Raw genomic sequence first — 20,290 nt, forward strand, 5'->3', positions numbered from 1 at the left:
CTTTCCACATCCTCAGATTCACTTTACAATTTTTATGAAAAACGAATAATAAGCGAGCCTGTTCTAAATGCTGCTCGCATTCCTCAAGACCTTAGACGTGCTGCAATAAAAAAAGCCGCAGGGGTTGTCAAGTCTTGGTACACGAATTTTGAGCGCTGGATGAAACGGATTGAAAGGTCAAAGACATGTCATACACTCAAAAAACGTGCAAGATTAAAAAAGAAGGCAGGTAAACCACCAGTTTTACCACAATCCACTAATTTCCCAATTCAGGTTTATTCTGGTATGTTTAAAGACGATACTGGAGAAACCCTAGTTGTAAAACTGTGGACAGGAAAAGTATGGCAATTCCAGAAAGTTAGCTATAAGTGTCGAGAATTACCACTTGATTACGTTAAAGGAACTTTTTCTTTAATTTATGATGAAAGTAGACTAAAATTGGTTTGGGTAATTCAGAAAAATATACCCTCAAAAGGAAAGTTAGTAGACCATATAAAAGCTTATGGTAAGCTCCGAATTCTAAGCATTGACCTCAACTTAGATGACCCGATAGTTGTGGGTAAGGTATTAGAAGGATACGAAGATACGAGCGTTGTTGTAGAGTTAGCCAATCTACGGATATCAGGAAACAATCGACTCCATCATCTTAGGAAGCGTTATCTAGGTGAGATTGCCAAAGCTAAAAGTTTAACTAATACGAAAACAGAGTTGGGTGTGTTGCCTCCTCTTAATTTTTGTTCCAAGTTATGGAAGCGAATCAAAAATTTAGAAAAGGAACTTATTGAGACAATATCACACTCAATTGTGGAATTTGCTAATGACTACAATTGTAATTTAATTGTATTTGAAAACCTCAAAAGTTTAAAGCCTCAACGTGGCAAGTACTCGCGTCGGAGCAATATGAAACGTTCGTTTTGGGTTGCAAAGAAAATACAAAAACGAGTTGAGCAGAAAGCTTTAAACAGGTACTCTATTTATACTGTTAGAGTTAACCCAGCATTTACCAGCATTACCGATTCGCGCAGTGGTGCTAAATGTTTAAGAGGTTCACAAGTTGGCTCACTTAATCTTTATTTGTGGAGTGATTCAGGTTTAGGAAAATTAGTTCAAACACCAGATGGTAAAATATTCTGTTCTGGTGAGAACGCGGCTCGGAACATTGGTTTAAAATACCTGACCGCGAAGTTTGAAAAGCCTGTAGTTTTTAAAAATGCAGGTTTACCCACAGGTTGTGTTGTTTGGCTAAGAAAGCCTGTGGGTAAAGGGAATGTGGTTATTCCTGCTTGGTCTTGTGCGTAGTGTTACATCGGTAACGAGATACTATCGTATAAAGTAGCGGCTAGTTCCGTCGTCTTTTCGATTGGTGTATCGAACAGGATCACAAAGCGAGTGTCCGGTTTATCCCGAATTACTCATACCACATGGTAAACCAGTAGTACTTGTAATTGATGCTGCAAAAATGCATTCACACGGAATACGCTTTTACTGCTCAGATAACGGCGTATGGCTAGTTGATAGCGTGGCGCCTCAGTATTTGAGTCTAACTTAGCTTTAACAGCCAACACCCCTAAGTATGTTTTCACACTAACTATTGTATGTTAGTATCATTTATATCTTAAAACTTTATTAACTACCGTCACCAAAATCAGCCAGAATACTTAGAATATAGTGTAAATTGTTAAGATTCCAACAACTTTAACTCTGGAAACAAAAAATTATCGTTTACTTGTGGTTTTTTATCCTTAGTACAAGTTTTTGCATTGGATAATGAGTTAGCGATTCAGAAATTACACTGATAGCTGATGTAGCTGATAGTAAGCGCAAGATAGCACAAATGGAGACAAGGGTATGCACTTAGAACAAGTTAACGCTTTTTATGATTTTGTGGCTTCTCACCAAGATATATACGAACAGTACTATAACGGTTGCTGCATTCGTGGTGTGTTTGGGGTTTGGAGTTGGGACAAGAAAAAAATAGTCGATTTTGCAGGAACGCTTGGGTTCAATTTTACCGAAAGCGAGCTTGATTACGTTCTGTTTGACAGTGGTGCAGGTGCAGTACAGCATGTGTCAGCTTACTAATTTTATCAAAATAGTAACGGCGCCTGCACGAGTGCAATAATACAATAGTTTTAACAACGCGCGTTTTACAACCAAAAAATATATCATGGTAGAGGCGTTACATGTAGAAACGTTACATGTAACGTCTCTACATTGTCATGGGCGCCAGTACCCAATAAAAATCAAAATCGCAATGGGTGACTTCTTTCTTATTAAATATGGTTCAGAAATACTACAGCGTGCAGGGGAGCATTTAGTTTTGGTAGGAATATCAATTACGATAGCAACGCTAATTGGTATTCCCTTGGGTATTTTGATTACTCGCAAAGCGATATTAAGGCAACCGATTTTAGGTATAGCTAATATATTACAAACAATTCCCAGCTTGGCACTGTTCGGTTTATTAATTCCTGTACCAATAATAGGTGGTATTGGCGCCACTCCTGCAATTGTAGCGTTAACACTGTACTCATTTTTACCGATAATTAGAAATACTTATACGGGAATAATTGGAGTTGATAGCGCTGTACGTGAAGCTGGACGGGGTATGGGAATGAGCGACTGGGAATTGTTAGTGCAAGTAGAATTACCGTTAGCAATGAATGTTATTTTAGCTGGGGTAAGAGTAGCGACGGTTATCGCAATTGGAATTGCCACTATTGCAGCAGCAATTGGTGCAGGTGGGTTAGGGGTATTTATATTTAGAGGAATTGCAGTAGTTAATAACCAGTTAATTTTAGCAGGCGCCGTACCCGCAGCCGTAATTGCTTTTATAGCTGATTTTGCAATTGGTTTGTTAGAGAAGCGCTTAAGTATTTATTCCAAAAGCTCCTAATGCTTGAGAACAGTAGGTATTTTTGTATTTATCAGAGAAATACTATCAAGTTTACGTCCCAAAGTGGTAACGTTGAAGTGAGGCTATAGAAAAACGAACGGCGCCATGTTTACGCTAAAACTTTCATTAATACCCGTTAAGATTGCACATGAATCAAACTCCCCCCATTAGCTCGGACTTATCAAATTTACAGGGAAGAAGAATCTTAGTCGTAGATGACGACCAAGATTCACAGGAATTACTTGCTTTTATGCTCGAACAAGAAGGTGCAGAAATACAAACCGCATCAAGTGCATTAGAGGCATTAAGTCTTGTTACACAATGGCAACCAGATGTACTATTAAGCGATATCGGTATGCCACAAATGGATGGTTATACCCTCATCCGTCAAATTAGAAATTTACCCAAAGAACAGGGGGGTGAAGTTCCAGCTATTGCCTTAACAGCTTATGCAGCAGAAGCAGACAAAGAAACAGCGTTATCTTCAGGGTTTCAGCAGCACATTGCTAAACCTGTTGACCCTGTTGAATGTATTGGCGCCATTATTCAACTACTTCAAAAACACTAATTTACCCTTTACGCTCCGGAGTTAGGATTATAAATGAATTGGAAGTTTAAAAACTTTTTATTTATTTGTGCTTTTACTTGCTGTTTAATTTTAATTATAACTAGTTGTAACCCTAATCAAAACAGTAGTGGCGCCAGAGATATAATAATTGCTTCAAAAGATTTTACCGAACAAGATATATTAGGTGAACTACTCGCACAACAAATTGAAGCAAAAACAAATTTAAAGGTTGAACGTAAACCTCGGTTAGGTGGTTCTTTTGTTTGCCACCAAGCGCTAACAGCAGGTAAAATAGATGGTTATATTGAATATACTGGTACTGCTTTCACTAGTATTCTAAAACAACCAGTAATTAATGACCCAAAAGAAGTTTATCGGCGCCTTAAACAAGGGTATGCTGAAAAATTTAAGCTAGAAGTCATGGACTCCTTGGGATTTGAGAATACTTTTGCAATGATTATACGCGGAGAAGATGCCAGAAAATACAATATAAAAACACTTTCAGAAGCAGCAAAATATACATCACAATGGCGTGCTGGATTTGGGTATGAATTTGCAGAACGTGAAGACGGTTTCCCAGGTTTATCCAAAACCTATAATTTAGAGTTTCGAGAAAGACCAAGTGTAATGAGTTTAGATTTAATATACCGCGCATTAACTCAGAAACTAGTAGATTTCATCGCAGGAAATTCCACAGACGGACAAATAAACCGTCTAGGTCTAATAGTACTACAAGACGATAAAAAATACTTTCCACCTTACGAAGCAGTACCCATCATTCGTCAAGAAACATTAAAAGAACATCCAGAATTAAAAACAGCCATATCACAAATAAGCGGAAAAATCACAGCATCAGAAATGCGACAATTAAATAATTTAGTCGAAGGAGAATTACGCGACATCAAAGACGTAGTAACCCAATTCCGCAAAACCAAAAATCTATAACCCGCCCCTATTCCAACGCCAATTATATCGGTTCCAATCGTAAATACCACTGATATGATATTCGGCGCCGTTTTCAAAGCGAATAATACAACCATTAGATGTATCTTCTAAATTTATAGTTTCATCGACATAAATAACAGTACAATTGAACCATTCGCGTTGACATGGGCCACTATCTTGTACCCATTCCCAAAGTGCGTTGCAAACTTCGATACTATCGCCAACTTTTAACTTAGGCGCCTGTGTAACTTCAAGACTCTCAAAATGATGAGGTTGTAAGCGATTTAGCCATTGTACTCCATAACGCTGACGAAGAAAATGTACTTCCCCTGAATCTTGCCCATTTAACCAATCATTAAGCAGCAAAGCTTTCCAAGATATATTTTGAGCTTCTTTAGATTTGATAAAACTTAATAAAGCTTGTAATTCCTCTTGAGATAATTCATATAGCGGGTTATCGTCAAAACCGTCCTTGGGAGATTCCTTAGAAGCAAGAGCAACTTGAAGTAGAATTTGCTTTTGCTCATAGCAAAGCGGGATACCAGAAGCATCACAATGGCTAAAAGCTTCAATAAGGGCTGACTCAATCTCCGAAGGTGTCATAAGTTAATAATAACTGAGGTTCTGATTTTACTAAATCTTACAAAACTGCAACAGTAGTATCCAACACCAAAGGAATAAATTTGATAGCTTCTTTAAAGGTAAAATTTACCTATGGTTGGATTTATTTATGGTGCCCTTTATGCTATATCGCTCACTCGCTGCTATTTTAGTTACCTGTGTATTTACAGTCCTATCGTGGACTTTTAGTCCTGGAGCTATTGCACTAACACAAATTCGCCTATTTGATGTTGATTACCATAAATGCCCTCCTGAAGTCGGAGATGGTTCTGTAACAAGCGGTGGTACTACTATGGCAGCAAACTGCTTTTTAGTTACAGGCAAAGCCGAAAACTCTACAAACAAGTATGTCTATGATGCGGATATTTTTGGGCGTATTTATGATGCAAACAATGACCCTGTGATGCAAAACAGAACTCGTCTTGGTTCTATTCCAGAAGTTCCACCTGGTGTTAGCGATTTTGAGATGAGAATTACGGTAGCTGCTAACCAACCTGAACCTTTAAAACTCAAACAGTTTAAAGCTGCTGGGTTCGGCGCCCAAGTACGAAAATGATATTAGAAACCGGGTTTCAAAGTAGAAACCCGGTTTCTTTGGTCTCTACAGTACATGCTAAAAAGCTCCAGCAGCAGCGCTAACTGCCAAACTGCCAACTAAACTACCGATAACATTAAGTGCCAAGAAGGCTAAAATCGGCGAGAAATCCATTCCACCAAGAGGAGGAATGATAGAACGGAACAAATTTAAGTATGGGTCGGTAACTTGGCTTAACGCCGAAAAAGGCTGGTTATACCAATTTACAGTGGGGAACCAAGTTAAAAGAACCCGAAACAGCAGTAAGTAGCTGTATATTTGGATAAATACTGACAGTGTTTGGGTGAGTAATGCAATTGAAGAACTCATGTGTAGTTCGTTGTCCTATGATATGTCAACAGATATTCCTGTAATCGATTGTAAACGACTCAATCAGTATTAGTCATTTACCATTGGTTACTCATGAAGCACCTTTTCACCCTGCCCTTTCTGACGCTTCCCCTGAAGTCGAGGCGCCGTTTACATTACCTAACTGCTGTCTAACTTCGTCGATAGTGGCATTAAGTTGGGCAATTTTGTCTTCAAGCGAACGTCTAGCAGTTTCCATGCTTTCAGTATCGCTCAATTTAATTTGTTGACGGCGTGCAGCATGTTTTTTCTTTGCCTCTCTTGTTTCGGCAAGTTGCTGAACTTCTTCAGAGGGCATTTCGTCGCGCCGTGACACTACCAAGGCGCCAAGAACACCACCAACAACACTACCGACAATTGCTCCGGCGAAAAACCCACCGGCAAAACCATCACGTTGACTCATAATCTCTTTACCGCCTTACAAAAAACTGCGACTGATCTCACGTTATCAAACTAGATAGTCACCATAGCCATAGCTGCATAGTAGCTTATGTCCCAAAGATGCGGTCGCCTGCATCTCCTAAACCGGGCACAATAAACCCTTTGTCATTTAAACCCTCATCGATGCAAGCTGTGTAAATTATTAATCCAGGATATGCAGCACTTAATTTTTGTAAAGCGGGTGGAGCCGCAACTACACTCACTATTCGTGTTAAAGATGGGTCTACACCTCGATGTGTTAATTCTGCCATTGCTGCCATAATTGACCCACCTGTAGCCAACATTGGGTCAGTAATCAATACTCGTGTTTGAGGATTAAGTTTTTCTGGCAATTTATTCAAATAGCACAAAGGTTCCAGCGTCGCTTCATCGCGCACCAAACCAAGGTGATAAATTGATGCAAGCGGAAGCAGAGTTTGCGCTCCTTCTAATAGCCCTAAACCTGCTCGTAAAATCGGAACCACTGCCACTGGGATTTCTGGATTTATTAAAGTCGCAGGTGATGTGGACAATGGAGTTTGAACTGTGGCTTCCATCGTAGGCAACCATTCGCGTGCTGCTTCATAAGTCAACCAACGACCTAACTCGGTTATGGCGCTCCTGAATAACACTGAAGGCGTCGAAGCATCGCGAGCTACAGCTAACCAATGCTTGATTAATGGGTGGGGTGGGACGTAAACACGTAGTTGTAGCGTCATAGCTAGATAAAAGCGCTCCTCCTTAGTTGTATTAAGACAGAGTATAAGGCTGAATGAAACACATCATACTCCCTCAAGCATATTCCTGGTAGCTAAAACTAGCACCTTCATACTTATTGAAAAAATATTTCAATATTTATTGACATTCTTTCTCAATCAAAGTTATATTGTCCCTTAAGTGTTCTCCTCTCTTTAAGGAACGGCAGACGGGATTGGTCGGCAAGAAGCAGGCTCATCCCTCTTTTTTTAGTTGAAAGTGGGAGGGGTGGAGGGGCGGGTTTAGCTATATCCTGGTAGAAAATGAAAAATTTTGGTTAACCCGCCCGTACTGTATGTCGTATGATGTTTTTGATGTAATTATTATTGGTTCTGGTATCGGCGCCTTGGTGACAGCCACTCAATTAGCCGTAAAAGGTGCGTCTGTACTTGTTTTGGAACGCTACATTATACCTGGTGGAAGTGCAGGTTACTTTGAACGCGAAGGATATAAATTTGATGTAGGTGCCTCAATGATTTTTGGTTTTGGACAAAAAGGTACTACAAATTTACTAACCCGCGCGCTAGATGCAGTTAATATCAGCCTTGAAACAATTCCAGATCAAGTACAAATTCACTATCATTTACCCAATAATTTAGACGTTAAAGTAGATAGAAATTATCAAACATTTTTAGAAAATATTACGGCATATTTTCCTGACGAACGTTTGGGAATTCGCCGCTTTTATGATGAATGTTGGAAAGTATTTAACTATCTCAACAGCATGGACTTGCTATCGTTAGAAGAACCTCGCTACTTACTACGAACCTTCTTGCAGCATCCAAAGTCATGTTTGGGTTTAGCAAAATATTTACCTGTCAACGCTGGAGATATTGCGCGGAAATATATCAAAGACCCTGAGTTATTAAGATTTATCGATATGGAATGTTACTGTTGGTCGGTTGTACCAGCAGATATGACACCAATGATAAATGCAGGAATGGTTTTTTCTGACCGTCATTATGGTGGAGTGAATTATCCTAAAGGTGGTGTTGGACAAATTGCACTATCGCTTGTTGAAGGTTTAGAAAAAGCTGGTGGAAAAATTATTACCAGCGCACACGTCACAAAAATATTGCTTGAAAAGGGTCGTGCTATTGGTGTCAAATTAGCTTCAGGTGATGTTTTTCGGGCTTCTATAATTGTCTCGAATGCGACTCGTTGGGATACCTTTGGTAAGTTGCTTACTCAGGAAAAAATGCTAACAAATGAAAATCAATGGCAACAAAGATATCAAAAATCTCCTAGCTTTTTAAGTTTACATATGGGAGTGAAATCGGATATTTTGACGAATAATACAGAATGTCACCATATTTTGCTCGAAAAATGGGAAAAAATGGCTGAACTTGAAGGAACAATTTTTGTTTCGATACCTACATTACTAGACCCAGATTTGGCGCCGCACGGTTATCATATTATTCACGCTTTTACACCACACTGGTTAAATGAGTGGGATAAATTATCACAATCAGACTACGAAGCACGTAAAGAAGCCGCAGCAGATAGGATAATTACAAGATTAGAGAAAATTTTTCCAGGACTTGATGCCTCTTTAGATTACCTAGAAATTGGAACACCCCGTACTCATCGCCGTTTTCTAGGACGCTCTGATGGTACGTATGGGCCAATACCACGTCGCAAATTGCCAGGGCTACTGGGTATGCCATTCAATCGTACAGCAGTACCCGGACTTTATTGTGTAGGAGACAGCACTTTTCCTGGTCAAGGTTTAAACGCAGTTGCTTTTTCTGGATTCGCTTGCGCGCATCGCATTGGTGTAGATTTGCGATTAGGGTAAGCAGAAGTGTGTAGTAATTTATTTGCAACGAATTTCAAAAAAAATACTTATTAAGATAGATGACAAATTGCAATAGGTATTGAACGTAGCTTTACACATGCTACTATTATGATGTTATATTATAAAGAATGCTTAGATATAAGCATATATACGGTGTTTAGTGTGTTCCCATTTCGTTAAGTGTCTAGGCAATTACGGCTAGTTAGTTTGTAATAAACAAACTAAGATTAATTACGTAGGACACAACTTTCACCGCTTTGTTTAATTCAAACTAGCGGTGTTTAGTTTTATATGTCCGTAATTTTGATGCTTCTTGCTGCTTTCATTGCTTTTGCGCGTGCATCTTGAACATTATCAGCTTTAGCTAAAGCAACTCCCATGCGACGATAAGGATGTGCAGTTGGTTTACCAAAAAGTTTGATATCTACGTCTGGTTCAGATAAAGCTTCGGCAACACCTTCAAAGCAAACCGACTCAGACTTTTCTGACGCTAATATCACAGCGCTAGCAGAGGCGCCGAGTTGTTCTATATTTGGAATAGGTAAACCCAGAATCGCGCGCAGATGCAACTCAAATTCGTTAAGGTTTTGTGAAATCAATGTCACCATACCTGTATCATGGGGACGAGGTGAAAGTTCAGAGAAAATAACTTCGTCTTTGGTAATAAAAAACTCAACACCAAAAATTCCGGCACCACCAAGTTCATCAGTCACTTTTCTAGCGATTTCTTGCGCTGCGGTAACTTTATCTTCAGAAATATCAGCAGGTTGCCACGACTCTTGATAGTCACCACGTTCTTGACGATGACCAATTGGCACACAGTAAATAGTAGGCGCCTGCCATTGTTTAATGGTAAGTAAGGTAATTTCGATATCAAAGTCAATAAATTCTTCGACAATTACCTTCTGACTATCACCCCGTGAACCTGCAATAGCATAATTCCAAGCCTTTTCAACATCTATTCTATCATTAACAACCGACTGTCCCTTTCCAGAAGATGACATTACAGGTTTAACAACATTAGGAAATCCAATAGTATCAGATACAGCTATTAACTCTTCTAATGTTGAAGCATAAGCATATTTTGCAGTTCTTACACCTAACTTTGTATGAGCTAGTTCACGTATTCTGTCACGGTTCATTGTGTAATTTGTAGCTGCTGCTGTTGGAATAACCGTAATTCCACGCTGTTCAAATTCAACTAATTTCTCAGTTCTAATAGCCTCGATTTCTGGAATAATAAAATCGGGTTTGTGCTTGTTAACAACCGCTTCTAAATCATCCGCACTCAGCATCGATATAACTTCACACACATCAGCCACTTGCATCGCAGGCGCCGACTCATAGCGGTCAACAGCTATTATATAGTTACCAAGTCTTTGTGCAGCAATCACAAACTCTTTACCCAGCTCTCCCGAACCAAGTAACATCAACTTTTTGGGCAACTTAATCGAAGTATTCATGGGCGCCAATTGTTAATTATCTTTACCAAGTAGACATTAAATCAATAGAGCGCGCGCTTAAGCACAAAATATATATGATTATTTACACAACATAATTATTGTGGAATAATAATTATTGTGGAATGGGCATCCTTGCCCGTTCCTATATATTACTTAATAAAAGAACTATGTATTATCATTCGTTCATCTGAATTACTTTTAGATAACAATCATAAGCCTCTTGACCAAATGTAACAAAAATTACTTGTTCAAGTGAATTATTAGATTTGAGAAACTTGCTTGTTTCTGTTACAGCAATTTTTGCCGCCCGTTCCATTGGAAAACGATAGGCGCCTGTACTAATGGCAGGAAACGCGATAGTTTTAATTTCGTACTCTGTAGCTAATTCCAAACTGCGAAGATAACAGCTAGCTAAGAGTTCATCTTCATTATGGTTCCCGCCTTGCCAGACTGGCCCAACAGTGTGAATTATCCATTTTGCTGGTAATTTATATCCTTTAGTAATTTTGGCATTACCTGTTTTACATCCGTTGAGTTTACGACATTCTGTAAGTAGCTCACTTCCTGCTGCTCTGTGGATGGCACCGTCTACTCCACCACCCCCAAGTAAAGAACTATTTGCGGCATTGACAACTGCGTCTACTTGTAGTTGAGTAATGTTACTTTGAACAACTATAATGCGCTCTTGATGTGAAATCATAAAATTTACCAATTTTTTAGTGTTTTTTATAACACTGAACCACACCATTAATCAACATCTCAAAGTCAATAATACGTGTCAGAATAATATCTGACTGTAAATAGGGATTTGGAAACAATTTGTTCCCACCCATCAGAAAACTGATTAATTTGGTACATTGGTACGTAAGCTTGCTCAATAAGGTAAAAATAATTAATTTTACTGCACAGGCGCCTTGGGTCGTGCTACAAACTTAATAAAAAATCCGTAAAATGGCTTTTAATTTGTTTGCTTAGTTAATAAAATAACCAGTAGACCCAAATCGCAAAACTCGCTAATGGATTGGATTACCGTACTGCGATGGCTTCAATCTGATTTTATTAACAGGTTATCATCTGGTTCGCTGCTGCATTGTCCCAATGATGGACAACATAGCGAGTTGACAAAAATTGATGGGACTCGATTAAATTCTCTGCGGAATTTTTGTTGGAGAATGGCAGAGAAGTATAAGCGAGTGTCTCCTGTTCGTGATGTTTTTACAAGTTTTTTGAAAGGGAAGCTGGGTGAAGAGCTTGTCAAGGAACGACTTGCAGGTTTTATTACTGAGGTTGACTACGAGCAGCATTTGGGTGGAGATGGGAATGTTGATTTTACTTTGACTGCTAACCCTTTAATTGGTGTGGAGGTAAAATCTCGTTGTGGTAGCTTTGATTCGGTGAAGTGGTCGGTAACTTCCGAAGAGGTCGCAAAAAATGCGGTTATTGTCTGTGTTTTGATTCAAGAGAAAATTAACGAGGCACAGTCAGAATATAATTTGGTGTTAGCTGGGTTTTTGCCTACTGCGATGATTAAGCTCAAAACTGGGCGAATTTCATTTGGTATCCAACAGTTGATGTATGGTGGTGGTTTGGTATGTTATCTAGAACAGTTACTTTCAAATTCTGGCTCTAGTTTAGCTACTTATCACTCTAACCGCGATAAGTTACCTGTTTATCAATATATATCTAGCGGCGAACAGGGTAAGTACGAACACGAATCAGATTCACAGCATAGTTCAGAATCTTTAGTGCATTTGTACATCCAAAATGGTGATGATAGTTTTCAGCGTGCGAATTATGAAGCGGCAATTATTGCTTATAACGGCGCCTTAAAAATAGATGCTAATAACGCTGAGGTTTATTATAAGATTGCTGCGGCAAAGTATCAATTTGGTGATTATGAAGGCGCCATTTATAGTTGTCAGCAAGCGGTTAACATTAATCCGAACTATTTAAAAGCTTATCAGAGGAGTGGATTGGCACGTTATCAAATTGGAGATTGTGAAGGCGCTATTGTAGATTTTACTCAAGCTATTCGTATTAATCCACACGATGCCTTTGCGTATCTTAACCGTGCTTATGCGCGTTCACATCTTGGAGATAATCAAGGCGCCATCGAAGATTATACGCAAGCCATTAAGTTAAATCCAGATGCCAATATTAATTTGCCAGCAGAAATAACTCCAATTACGACAACAGAAGTAACTCCTAATACCTCAGAAGAATTTAAAACCCGTGGAAATTCTCGCTATGAAGTCGGTGACTATACTGGAGCAGTCGCTGATTATACTGAAACTATTAAGCTTAATATCAGTGATGCTGATGCTTACTTTAACCGTGCCAATGCAAAATATGAGAATGGTGATTTTAGAGGCGCCGTTGAAGATTACACTCAAGTTATTAAAATTAATCCCTTAGATGCAGAAGCTTATTTTTATCGCGGTGATGTAAATAGTGAGTTAGGTGATAAGCAAGCTGCTGTAGAAGATTTTAAAAAGGCAGTAGATTTGTATTATAGTGAAGGTAAGTTGGTTGAATACAGGAATGTACGTGAGCGAATTTTAGATATAGAAATCGAAGCATCTATAGATAGCTTAAATTTCTAGTCCCCCCCCCGTTCGTAATAAGCACTTCAGTGCTTCACTTAGGAAAGCACTGAAGTGCTTACTACGAGCGCATTCCTAAAGTTCTATTTTTACAGAGGCAGGAGTTCCTGGTGTAATGAGTAACTTGTATTTGCCTAGCGTTTTAGGGTCAAATGAAATTTTCACAGGTGGACGCAGGTGATTATATTGAGCTTTGGAAGGTGGTAGTACAGATTGCACTTTGCCTGTAAAGGTTTTATCTGTTAAAGCTTTGAGTTGAATTTGCACTGACTGTCCTGGTTTGATTTTTTTTAGTTGTTCTTCTTCAAAGTCAGCAGCTATCCAAGGTTTTTGCGGTACAAGCGACATTAAAGTTTGTCCTGGTTCAACTTTTTGTCCAGCTTGTGTGCGCTTAATATTGATTTGCCCATTGTTGGGAGCAGTTATTTTGGTGTAGTAAAGCTGATACTCCGCGTTTTTTAATTGCGTTTGAGCTTGCTTTAGTCTAGTTTGTGCCGTTTTTAAGTAGATTTGACTTTTTTCGTAGTCTAAGACCAGTGACTCTGTTTCTGCTTGCTGTGTAACTACTTGTTTTTGTGTTGTTAACCGTGTAATAGCTTTATTTTGTTGCTCTTGTTTTGCTGCAAATTGTTTCTCTAGCTGAATAACAGCTTTTTGATGGTCAGCTTTTAATTTCTTTACTTTTGCTTGGACTTCCAGTACATTTTTACTGTATTGCTCTATTTTCTGCTGTGATTTGGCTTGATTATCTAGTACCTTTTTTCTATATAACTCCAATTTTTGCTGTAATTTAGCTTTTGCTTCTTGAGAGCTTTTACGAGCATCTTCTACTTTCTGCTGCGCTGACTTTATTTGTCTATCTAGATAGTTTTGTTGTGCTGTTGTTAATTTTGTTCGCGCAAGTCTGACTTTTTCGATTGAGGAATTATGTTGTTTGAATAGATTGTCATACTTGGTTTTAGAGTCTTGAAGGGTTTTTAGGGGTGTATTTCCTGATTGGTGGAGCTTGACAAAATGCTCGTAATCAAGTTCGGCTTTCGCAAAAGCTGCAAAAACAGGCTTTAACTTAGATTGAGCAGCTTTGAGTTGTGAGCGTGCCGCAACGACTACTGCGTCATTCTGACCTGGTACTTGTATTTTCGATTGATTTTTAATTTTGGCTTTTGCTGCCTCTCGGTTTGTTGTAGCTTTTTTTACTTGCTGTTGAGCTTGTTCTAAACTTATTTGGGCTTGTTTAACTTTGGCTTGATATTTTAAAGGGTTAAGTTTGACTAATACTGAACCTTTTTTGACAATCTGATTTTCGGTGGCAGCAACGCTGACTACTTGACCGGGAATTCTTGTATTTACTGCATATGTATCTGTAGCTACATATGCTCTATCAGTAACTTCGTGAGTTAAAGCATATTGCCACCGAACGGCGCCTCCAATTAAAACGGCAACGGCGCCAGTAGAGAGTAAACTCATAAGCAGCAGCTTACGTGACTTTGGCTTCGATAATACTTGTAGATGTGATATTTCTTGAGGATGGACAACAAGCACACCTTGCTCTGCAACAACAATTTGAGAGTTAGAAGTGTTAGTTATGCTTTGGCTTGGATCTGCTTGTTCCACATTACCCGAAGAATCAGAGTACTCCATTTTTACACCTGGTACTATTTCAAAACACAAATTAACCTACGGAGTCCGAAGGTGATTCACAATAACAAGAAAAGCAAGTGTGAGTAAAAGTACGCATTTAAAGCTTTTTTCAAAGAAAAATAAAGGTTATTAACGATATTACTATTAATATCTCTACCAAAAAATGGGTATCTCCTAAATACAGCTAAAGTGCAATTTAATTTATGTGTTCAGAGAAAAATGCACTTCGAGCGTTAGTTTTACTTTGGCGTTGGGAACACTGTAAATATAGCCAAAATACCAAATATTGACTTACTGAGTCTACAACTCTATCTACTAGAACGGTGTTCAGTTCGAGGTGACAAGCTATTTATTTTTTTAGGGAGGCACAAACCCAAATGTCAACAAATCATGATAATTTAGCAATACGAGTTAGTTCTTGGGTACTAATATGCTCATAATGAGTACCCTACTTAAGTAATGACGCTTGGATTTTGAGAGATTACACTGTGGATATTGGTACTTGTTGCTAAAAACAACACTCGTATACATGAAATCAAATAGTAAAACAACCCGTTAAACATTTCTAATTATCAAATCCTATATCAAAAGCTAACTATGTCTGTTGAACAACTTAGTTGCGGTAGTACCGCCGATTTAACAATTGGTGTTGACAATATTGACCGCGACTTGCAGCCAGAAAATGCTGCTGTGGGTGCCCTTGCTAAACGGCAGGGAACAATTTCTACCTTTTTGGCGCCACTAACTCAAGACACTTTTAAACAGGTTGTCACAGAGGTTGAGCAAAAGCTAGTGGTTGTCAATCAAACTCTATCGATGCTTGATTCGCAGGGGTTTGAGACAATCTTGAAAGAGATGTTGCATTCTATCACGCTCAAAACAGGTGAGCTATTGGGGGCAGACCGAACGACAATATTTTTATTAGATGAAGAAAAGCAAGAACTTTGGTCTATTGTTGCTGAAGGTGATGGCGCCAGTTCGTTAGAAATTCGAGTTCCTGCAAATAAAGGTATTGCTGGAGAAGTTGCCACCTATAAAAGAGTTATTAATATCCCTTTTGATTTTTATGATGACCCGCGCTCGTATTTCGCACAGCAACAAGAGAAGCGCACGGGGTACCGTACCTACACAATGTTGGCATTGCCATTACTCAACGAGCAAGGACAATTAGTTGCTGTAGTACAGTTACTAAATAAATTAAAACCTTCTCAGCGCGAAACGGCGCCTCTATCAGAGCGAATTGATATGCGCGGGTTTACAGACGCATCTGAACAACTATTTCAAGAGTTTGCCCTGTCTATCCGGTTAATTTTAGAATCTTCGCGCTCATTCTATGTGGCAACACAAAAACAGCGTGCAGCAGCAGCATTGATGAAAGCGATAAAATCACTGAGTCAAAGCAGTTTAGATTTAGAAGAAACCCTAAAACGGGTAATGGATGAGGCAAAAGAGTTAATGAACGCTGACCGCAGCACGCTGTGGTTATTAGACCGTGAGAAGAGCGAGCTATGGACAAAAATTTCTCAAGCTAACGGATCAACGAAAGAGTTGCGCGTTCCTTTTGGGAAGGGGTTTGTTGGACAAGTTGCTGCGAGTGGCAAGACTTTAAATATCATGTTCGATTTATATGAACATCCTGACTCTAGTACAGCCAAGCAACTCGACCAACAAAATGGTTATCGTACTTGTAGCTTGTTATGTATGCCAGTATTTAACGCTGACCAAGAGTTAATAGGGGTTACGCAGTTAGTCAATAAAAAAAAATCAGGAGATTTTCCCAACTATAACCCCGCAGACTGGCCCAAAGCTCCTGAATGTTTCCAAGCTAGCTTCGACCGTAATGACGAAGAATTTATGGAAGCATTTAATATCCAAGCTGGGGTAGCACTACAAAACGCGAAGTTGTTTGATACCGTTAAACAGCAAGAGCAAATGCAGCGCGATATCTTACGCAGTCTTTCTAACGGTGTAATTTCCACTGATAAAGCCGGAAATATTATTGCGGCAAACGAAAGTGCTAAAAAGATACTGGGAATTGATACTCTTGACCGCTTAGAAGGAAGAGTTGTTACCGACGTTATTAGTATCAAAAAAGGAGATTTTAGCAAGTGGTGTCACGATGCTTTACATGCAGACGATAGAAAGCAAAGTCAGCAATATTACCCAGACCAGACCCTAGTAATGGGTGATAACGAAGAACATAGTATTAACTTATCGATTAATTCTATTGCTGATGCTACCGACCATTCGTCAGTTCGAGGCGCCTTGGTAGTTATGGAAGACATCAGCGATGAAAAGCGTCTCAAGAGTACGATGTACCGCTACATGACACAAGAACTAGCGGAAGAATTACTCAAACTTGATGATGCGAAGTTAGGAGGAGATAGAAAAGATGTTTCGATACTATTCTCTGATATTCGCGGATATACGACTTTAACAGAGAACCTCGAAGCTGAAGAAGTCGTGAGTATGTTGAACGAATACTTCGAGTCAATGGTTGAAGCAGTATTTAAGCATAAAGGCACTCTTGATAAATATATCGGTGATGCGATAATGGCAGTATTTGGTTCACCTTTACCGCTCGAACAACATGCCTGGATGGCAGTGCAAACCTCGTTAGAAATGCGTCAACGTTTACGCGAGTTCAATCGTCGGCGCCATGCCATCAATAAACCTCGTATTGACATTGGTATAGGTATTAACTCTGACACTGTTATTAGCGGTAATATTGGCTCAAGTAAACGAATGGAATTTACGGCAATTGGTGACGGTGTGAATTTAGGTTCACGTCTAGAAAGTGTTAGTAAACACTACAGTTGTGACATTATTATCAGTGATAATACATATAAACCTTGTCAAGACCATGTTTGGGCACGCGAACTTGATTACATTCGTGTAAAAGGTCGAAACGAACCAGTTGCAATATACGAACTAGTTGGTTTACGTACTGACCCAGTTGATAGTAAAAGGCTTAATTTAATAGAACACTATCATAAAGGGCGCCATTTCTACCTAAATCGTCAGTTCCACTTCGCAAAATCCGAATTTGGCAAAGCCTTAGAATTAAATCCACACGACCATGCAGCAATGCTTCATGTGCGACGCTGTAACCACTGGTTACAAAGTCCACCTTCAGATGCTGACTGGGACGAAGGTGTTTGGACATTCAAAGACAAATAAATTTACATTACCCGTATGTAGAGACGTTACATGTAACGTCTCTACAACTATGACAGCGTGTCTTTTGACATCAAACCTTGGCATGTGAGATTTTTCAAATAAAATCTTATGTTGCCTCTACCAAAATTAACCAAAAATCTAAGCTGGATAATTATTCTCGCTTCCATAATTTCTCCCGCTGCTGCCCACAACATTCAAGTAAAAGGAGACATCGCAGGTCTTTGGCATATTGAACCAAACCACAGTCCTAAAGCAGGAGAGACAGCAAGAGCTTGGGTAGCACTGACTCGCAAAGGAGGAAAAATATTACCTCTAAATGAAGCAAACTGTAATATGGCAGTTTTCTCAAAACCTCGCAAACCTAATGACAAACCTATCCTTCAACCAACCGTTCAAGCCATCAACGCAGAAAAATATCAAGGTATCCCCGGCGCCAATATTATTTTTCCTTCAGTAGGTCTTTATCAGTTAGAGTTAAGCTGTACTCCCAAAACCGAAGGTGATTTTCGCCCGTTCACCATGAGTTATGATGCTACAGTCGCGACCGGACAAAAAGCTGTAACACCCTCCCCTCAAATATCTCCACAACAAGCACAGAAAGTAAGTGGCGCCAGTACTTCAACTAAAGCAGAGAGAACTAATGTTCTATCAGTTGCTTTACCTGTTGTTATAGGATTGGGTGTTGTGGGAACTGCTGCGTGGTTTATTAAAAAACGTTAATAATAGCAATGCTAATTAATTCTGTTTTTTATTTTATTATCGCTGGATTATGTGAGATAGGTGGAGGTTATTTAGTTTGGCTGTGGTTGCGCGAAGGTAAAAGTCCTGTTTTCGCTTTGCTTGGTTCAGCATTGCTCACCGTGTATGGGTTTGTTGCTACAAAACAACCTGCTAATTTCGGACGTGCTTATGCTGCTTATGGTGGTGTTTTTATTATTTTATCTATAATATGGGGTTGGAAAGTTGACGGAGTGGCGCCGGACAAGTTTGATTGGTTGGGTGCTAGTATTGTACTTATAGGCGTGTTAATCATGATGTACACACCTCGAAACCAGTAAAGTTATAATTAAAATGCTATTTCATGCACTTTGTTAAGAACGATAATTATTATGAGCAAATTAGAAGTGTTAGAAGCATTAAAAAGCATGACTGCTGAAGAACGCTTAGAAGTGATTGAAACAGCATCAAAATTAATACGCGAAGAAATTGCTAAAAATTCTCAAATTTCTTCACACAAAAAACTTAGTTTAGCGGAAGCCGCTGAGAAAATGCGTCCATTTTATGAGCAAGGAAGTGAATTTGTAGCTTTTGCAGACCAAGAAATTGAAGACTTCTATGAGTATGAAGATTATGCTTAGAGGTGAAATTTGGCTTTATAATTCTGACCCAACCATTGGTGACGAAATTGCTAAAACTCGTCCTGCTGTTATTGTTAGTAATGATGAAATAGGTAATTTACGTTTAAAAGTTGTTGTTCCAATTACTAATTGGAATGATACTTTTTCTGAAATTCAGTGGCTAGTAAGATTGGAACCTAGTTCAGGAAACGGTTTAAGCAAAACTTCCGCTGCTGATACATTTCAAGTTCGTTCAATTTCTTACCAGAGATTAATTCGTAAATTAGGAGTTTTATCAGATGAATATATGCAGGATATTAGCAAAGCCCTGTCAGTAGTTTTAAAAATCAATATATAATAATTTTAGTTACTGCAACTTCATTTTCCTATTTTCATTTGATGTGTATGGATGATAATGTAGTTCGTCAAGAATACGATAAAATAGCGAATATTTATGACCAGCGTTGGAATAGCTACATTACTAAAACGCTAACTTATCTGAAAAATTGGGCTAATATTTCGCCACAAGCTACAGTGTTAGATGTTGGCTGTGGCACAGGTGAGTTTGAAAGTTTAATACTACGTGATAATGCAAAGCAGCATATTACAGGTGTGGATATTTCTGAGCAGATGCTACTTGTTGCGAAAAACAAATTTCAAGCGAATTCTAATTTATATCCTAATGTTTATTTTCAAATAGCAGGCGCCTCTAGTTTACCATTTGCAAATCACAGCTTTGATATAATTTTCTCTGCAAGCGCATTTCATTTTTTTGATGACCCAGTTGCCGCATTAGCTGAGATGAAGCGCGTATTGAAACCCGATGGAAAAGTATTTATTTTAGATTGGTGTAAAGACTACTTTTTTTGCCGTTTAATTGACCTATATCTAAAAATATTTAATTCTGCTCATAAACGCTGCTACACTCAAGCAGAATTTCACGAGTTACTAACATCCGCAAATTTTAATATTCAGCGTGCAGCAAAATTTAATTTTGATGTAATTTGGGGCATGATGGTTGTGGAAATGAAATTGTAAGTTGGTGAAGCTATCGTTATACATAATTTCAACGAAACCAACTAATATAAATATATAGTAAACTAACTTGTGATAAGTTAG

The 20,290-nt window shown here is 38.8% G+C and carries 21 protein-coding genes and 1 pseudogene; 15 read left to right on the forward strand and 7 right to left on the reverse strand.

The features are described from left to right. From DSM106972_RS16080 to DSM106972_RS16105, 6 genes and pseudogenes are all read left to right on the forward strand, one after another. Positions 1 to 1,299 (forward strand): IS200/IS605 family accessory protein TnpB-related protein (locus tag DSM106972_RS16080; RefSeq protein WP_201800736.1); only part of this gene is annotated, 1,299 nt, incomplete at its 5' end. A gap of 121 nt (positions 1,300 to 1,420) precedes the next feature. Beyond that, positions 1,421 to 1,549, forward strand: a pseudogene (locus DSM106972_RS16085) (RNA 2'-phosphotransferase); the annotation flags it as partial. A gap of 299 nt (positions 1,550 to 1,848) precedes the next feature. Then, positions 1,849 to 2,082 carry a Nif11-like leader peptide family natural product precursor gene (locus DSM106972_RS16090; RefSeq protein ID WP_127081656.1) on the forward strand — a complete coding sequence of 78 codons (234 nt, stop codon included), beginning with the start codon at positions 1,849 to 1,851 and terminating at the stop codon, positions 2,080 to 2,082. 172 nt (positions 2,083 to 2,254) lie between these two features. Beyond that, positions 2,255 to 2,896: an ABC transporter permease gene (locus DSM106972_RS16095; protein WP_019490978.1), complete on the forward strand. Its 642-nt coding sequence runs from the start codon at positions 2,255 to 2,257 to the stop codon at positions 2,894 to 2,896. Positions 2,897 to 3,044: 148 nt separating this feature from the next. After that, the gene (locus DSM106972_RS16100; protein ID WP_127081657.1) at positions 3,045 to 3,464 is read left to right on the forward strand and encodes a response regulator; all 420 of its coding nucleotides are present in this window, start codon (positions 3,045 to 3,047) and stop codon (positions 3,462 to 3,464) included. Positions 3,465 to 3,497: 33 nt separating this feature from the next. Then, on the forward strand, positions 3,498 to 4,409 hold the full coding sequence (locus DSM106972_RS16105; protein ID WP_127081658.1) for a glycine betaine ABC transporter substrate-binding protein: 912 nt from the start codon (positions 3,498 to 3,500) through the stop codon (positions 4,407 to 4,409). Here the strand turns inward: DSM106972_RS16105 and DSM106972_RS16110 are convergent. Further along, complete coding sequence (locus tag DSM106972_RS16110; RefSeq protein WP_127081659.1) at positions 4,404 to 5,012, reverse strand: hypothetical protein; 609 nt, start codon at positions 5,010 to 5,012, stop codon at positions 4,404 to 4,406. The genes DSM106972_RS16105 and DSM106972_RS16110 overlap by 6 nt on opposite strands. Positions 5,013 to 5,151: 139 nt before the next feature. On the opposite strand from DSM106972_RS16110, the gene DSM106972_RS16115 reads away from it, so the two are divergent. Then, on the forward strand, positions 5,152 to 5,586 hold the full coding sequence (locus DSM106972_RS16115; protein ID WP_186538468.1) for a biotin carboxylase: 435 nt from the start codon (positions 5,152 to 5,154) through the stop codon (positions 5,584 to 5,586). A 57-nt stretch (positions 5,587 to 5,643) separates the two neighbouring features. Here DSM106972_RS16115 and DSM106972_RS16120 read toward each other — a convergent pair whose 3' ends face one another. From DSM106972_RS16120 to upp, 3 genes are all read right to left on the reverse strand, one after another. Continuing rightward, positions 5,644 to 5,934 (reverse strand): YggT family protein, encoded by a 291-nt coding sequence (locus DSM106972_RS16120; protein WP_411675313.1) that lies wholly within the window; start codon positions 5,932 to 5,934, stop codon positions 5,644 to 5,646. Positions 5,935 to 6,040: 106 nt separating this feature from the next. After that, entirely contained in the window at positions 6,041 to 6,376 is a 336-nt protein-coding gene (locus DSM106972_RS16125) for a ssl2009 family thylakoid membrane protein (protein WP_127081660.1), read from the reverse strand. Positions 6,377 to 6,461: 85 nt separating this feature from the next. Then, a complete protein-coding gene (gene upp / locus DSM106972_RS16130; RefSeq protein ID WP_073621743.1) occupies positions 6,462 to 7,112 on the reverse strand; it encodes a uracil phosphoribosyltransferase in 651 nt (216 codons plus the stop codon). Between the two features lie 332 nt (positions 7,113 to 7,444). On the opposite strand from upp, the gene crtH reads away from it, so the two are divergent. Then, positions 7,445 to 8,947 (forward strand): carotenoid isomerase, encoded by a 1,503-nt coding sequence (gene crtH, locus DSM106972_RS16135; protein WP_127081661.1) that lies wholly within the window; start codon positions 7,445 to 7,447, stop codon positions 8,945 to 8,947. A 287-nt stretch (positions 8,948 to 9,234) separates the two neighbouring features. Here the strand turns inward: crtH and purT are convergent, their stop codons facing one another. Continuing rightward, positions 9,235 to 10,410: a formate-dependent phosphoribosylglycinamide formyltransferase gene (gene purT / locus DSM106972_RS16140; RefSeq protein ID WP_127081662.1), complete on the reverse strand. Its 1,176-nt coding sequence runs from the start codon at positions 10,408 to 10,410 to the stop codon at positions 9,235 to 9,237. 175 nt (positions 10,411 to 10,585) lie between these two features. After that, positions 10,586 to 11,110, reverse strand: a complete 525-nt coding sequence (locus tag DSM106972_RS16145; protein WP_127081663.1) for an O-acetyl-ADP-ribose deacetylase — start codon at positions 11,108 to 11,110, stop codon at positions 10,586 to 10,588. A 316-nt stretch (positions 11,111 to 11,426) separates the two neighbouring features. On the opposite strand from DSM106972_RS16145, the gene DSM106972_RS16150 reads away from it, so the two are divergent. Next, on the forward strand, positions 11,427 to 13,013 hold the full coding sequence (locus tag DSM106972_RS16150; RefSeq protein WP_127081664.1) for a tetratricopeptide repeat protein: 1,587 nt from the start codon (positions 11,427 to 11,429) through the stop codon (positions 13,011 to 13,013). 75 nt (positions 13,014 to 13,088) lie between these two features. Here the strand turns inward: DSM106972_RS16150 and DSM106972_RS16155 are convergent, their stop codons facing one another. Next, the gene (locus DSM106972_RS16155) at positions 13,089 to 14,654 is read right to left on the reverse strand and encodes an HlyD family secretion protein (RefSeq protein ID WP_127081665.1); all 1,566 of its coding nucleotides are present in this window, start codon (positions 14,652 to 14,654) and stop codon (positions 13,089 to 13,091) included. Positions 14,655 to 15,251: 597 nt separating this feature from the next. Between DSM106972_RS16155 and DSM106972_RS16160 the strand changes: the two genes are divergently transcribed. From DSM106972_RS16160 to DSM106972_RS16185, 6 genes are all read left to right on the forward strand, one after another. Then, positions 15,252 to 17,834 (forward strand): GAF domain-containing protein, encoded by a 2,583-nt coding sequence (locus DSM106972_RS16160; RefSeq protein WP_127081666.1) that lies wholly within the window; start codon positions 15,252 to 15,254, stop codon positions 17,832 to 17,834. Positions 17,835 to 17,942: 108 nt separating this feature from the next. Beyond that, entirely contained in the window at positions 17,943 to 18,554 is a 612-nt protein-coding gene (locus DSM106972_RS16165; protein WP_127081667.1) for a hypothetical protein, read from the forward strand. Positions 18,555 to 18,562: 8 nt separating this feature from the next. Then, the gene (locus tag DSM106972_RS16170; RefSeq protein WP_127081668.1) at positions 18,563 to 18,892 is read left to right on the forward strand and encodes a YnfA family protein; all 330 of its coding nucleotides are present in this window, start codon (positions 18,563 to 18,565) and stop codon (positions 18,890 to 18,892) included. Between the two features lie 51 nt (positions 18,893 to 18,943). Then, a complete protein-coding gene (locus DSM106972_RS16175) occupies positions 18,944 to 19,192 on the forward strand; it encodes a hypothetical protein (RefSeq protein ID WP_127081669.1) in 249 nt (82 codons plus the stop codon). Continuing rightward, the gene (locus tag DSM106972_RS16180; protein WP_233787094.1) at positions 19,170 to 19,529 is read left to right on the forward strand and encodes a type II toxin-antitoxin system PemK/MazF family toxin; all 360 of its coding nucleotides are present in this window, start codon (positions 19,170 to 19,172) and stop codon (positions 19,527 to 19,529) included. The genes DSM106972_RS16175 and DSM106972_RS16180 overlap by 23 nt, the downstream gene beginning before the upstream one ends. A 47-nt stretch (positions 19,530 to 19,576) precedes the next feature. Then, positions 19,577 to 20,209 (forward strand): class I SAM-dependent methyltransferase, encoded by a 633-nt coding sequence (locus DSM106972_RS16185; RefSeq protein WP_127081670.1) that lies wholly within the window; start codon positions 19,577 to 19,579, stop codon positions 20,207 to 20,209. Positions 20,210 to 20,290 lie beyond the last annotated feature (81 nt).

It is taken from the genome of Dulcicalothrix desertica PCC 7102 (assembly GCF_003991905.1).
Lineage (GTDB): Bacteria > Cyanobacteriota > Cyanobacteriia > Cyanobacteriales > Nostocaceae > Dulcicalothrix > Dulcicalothrix desertica.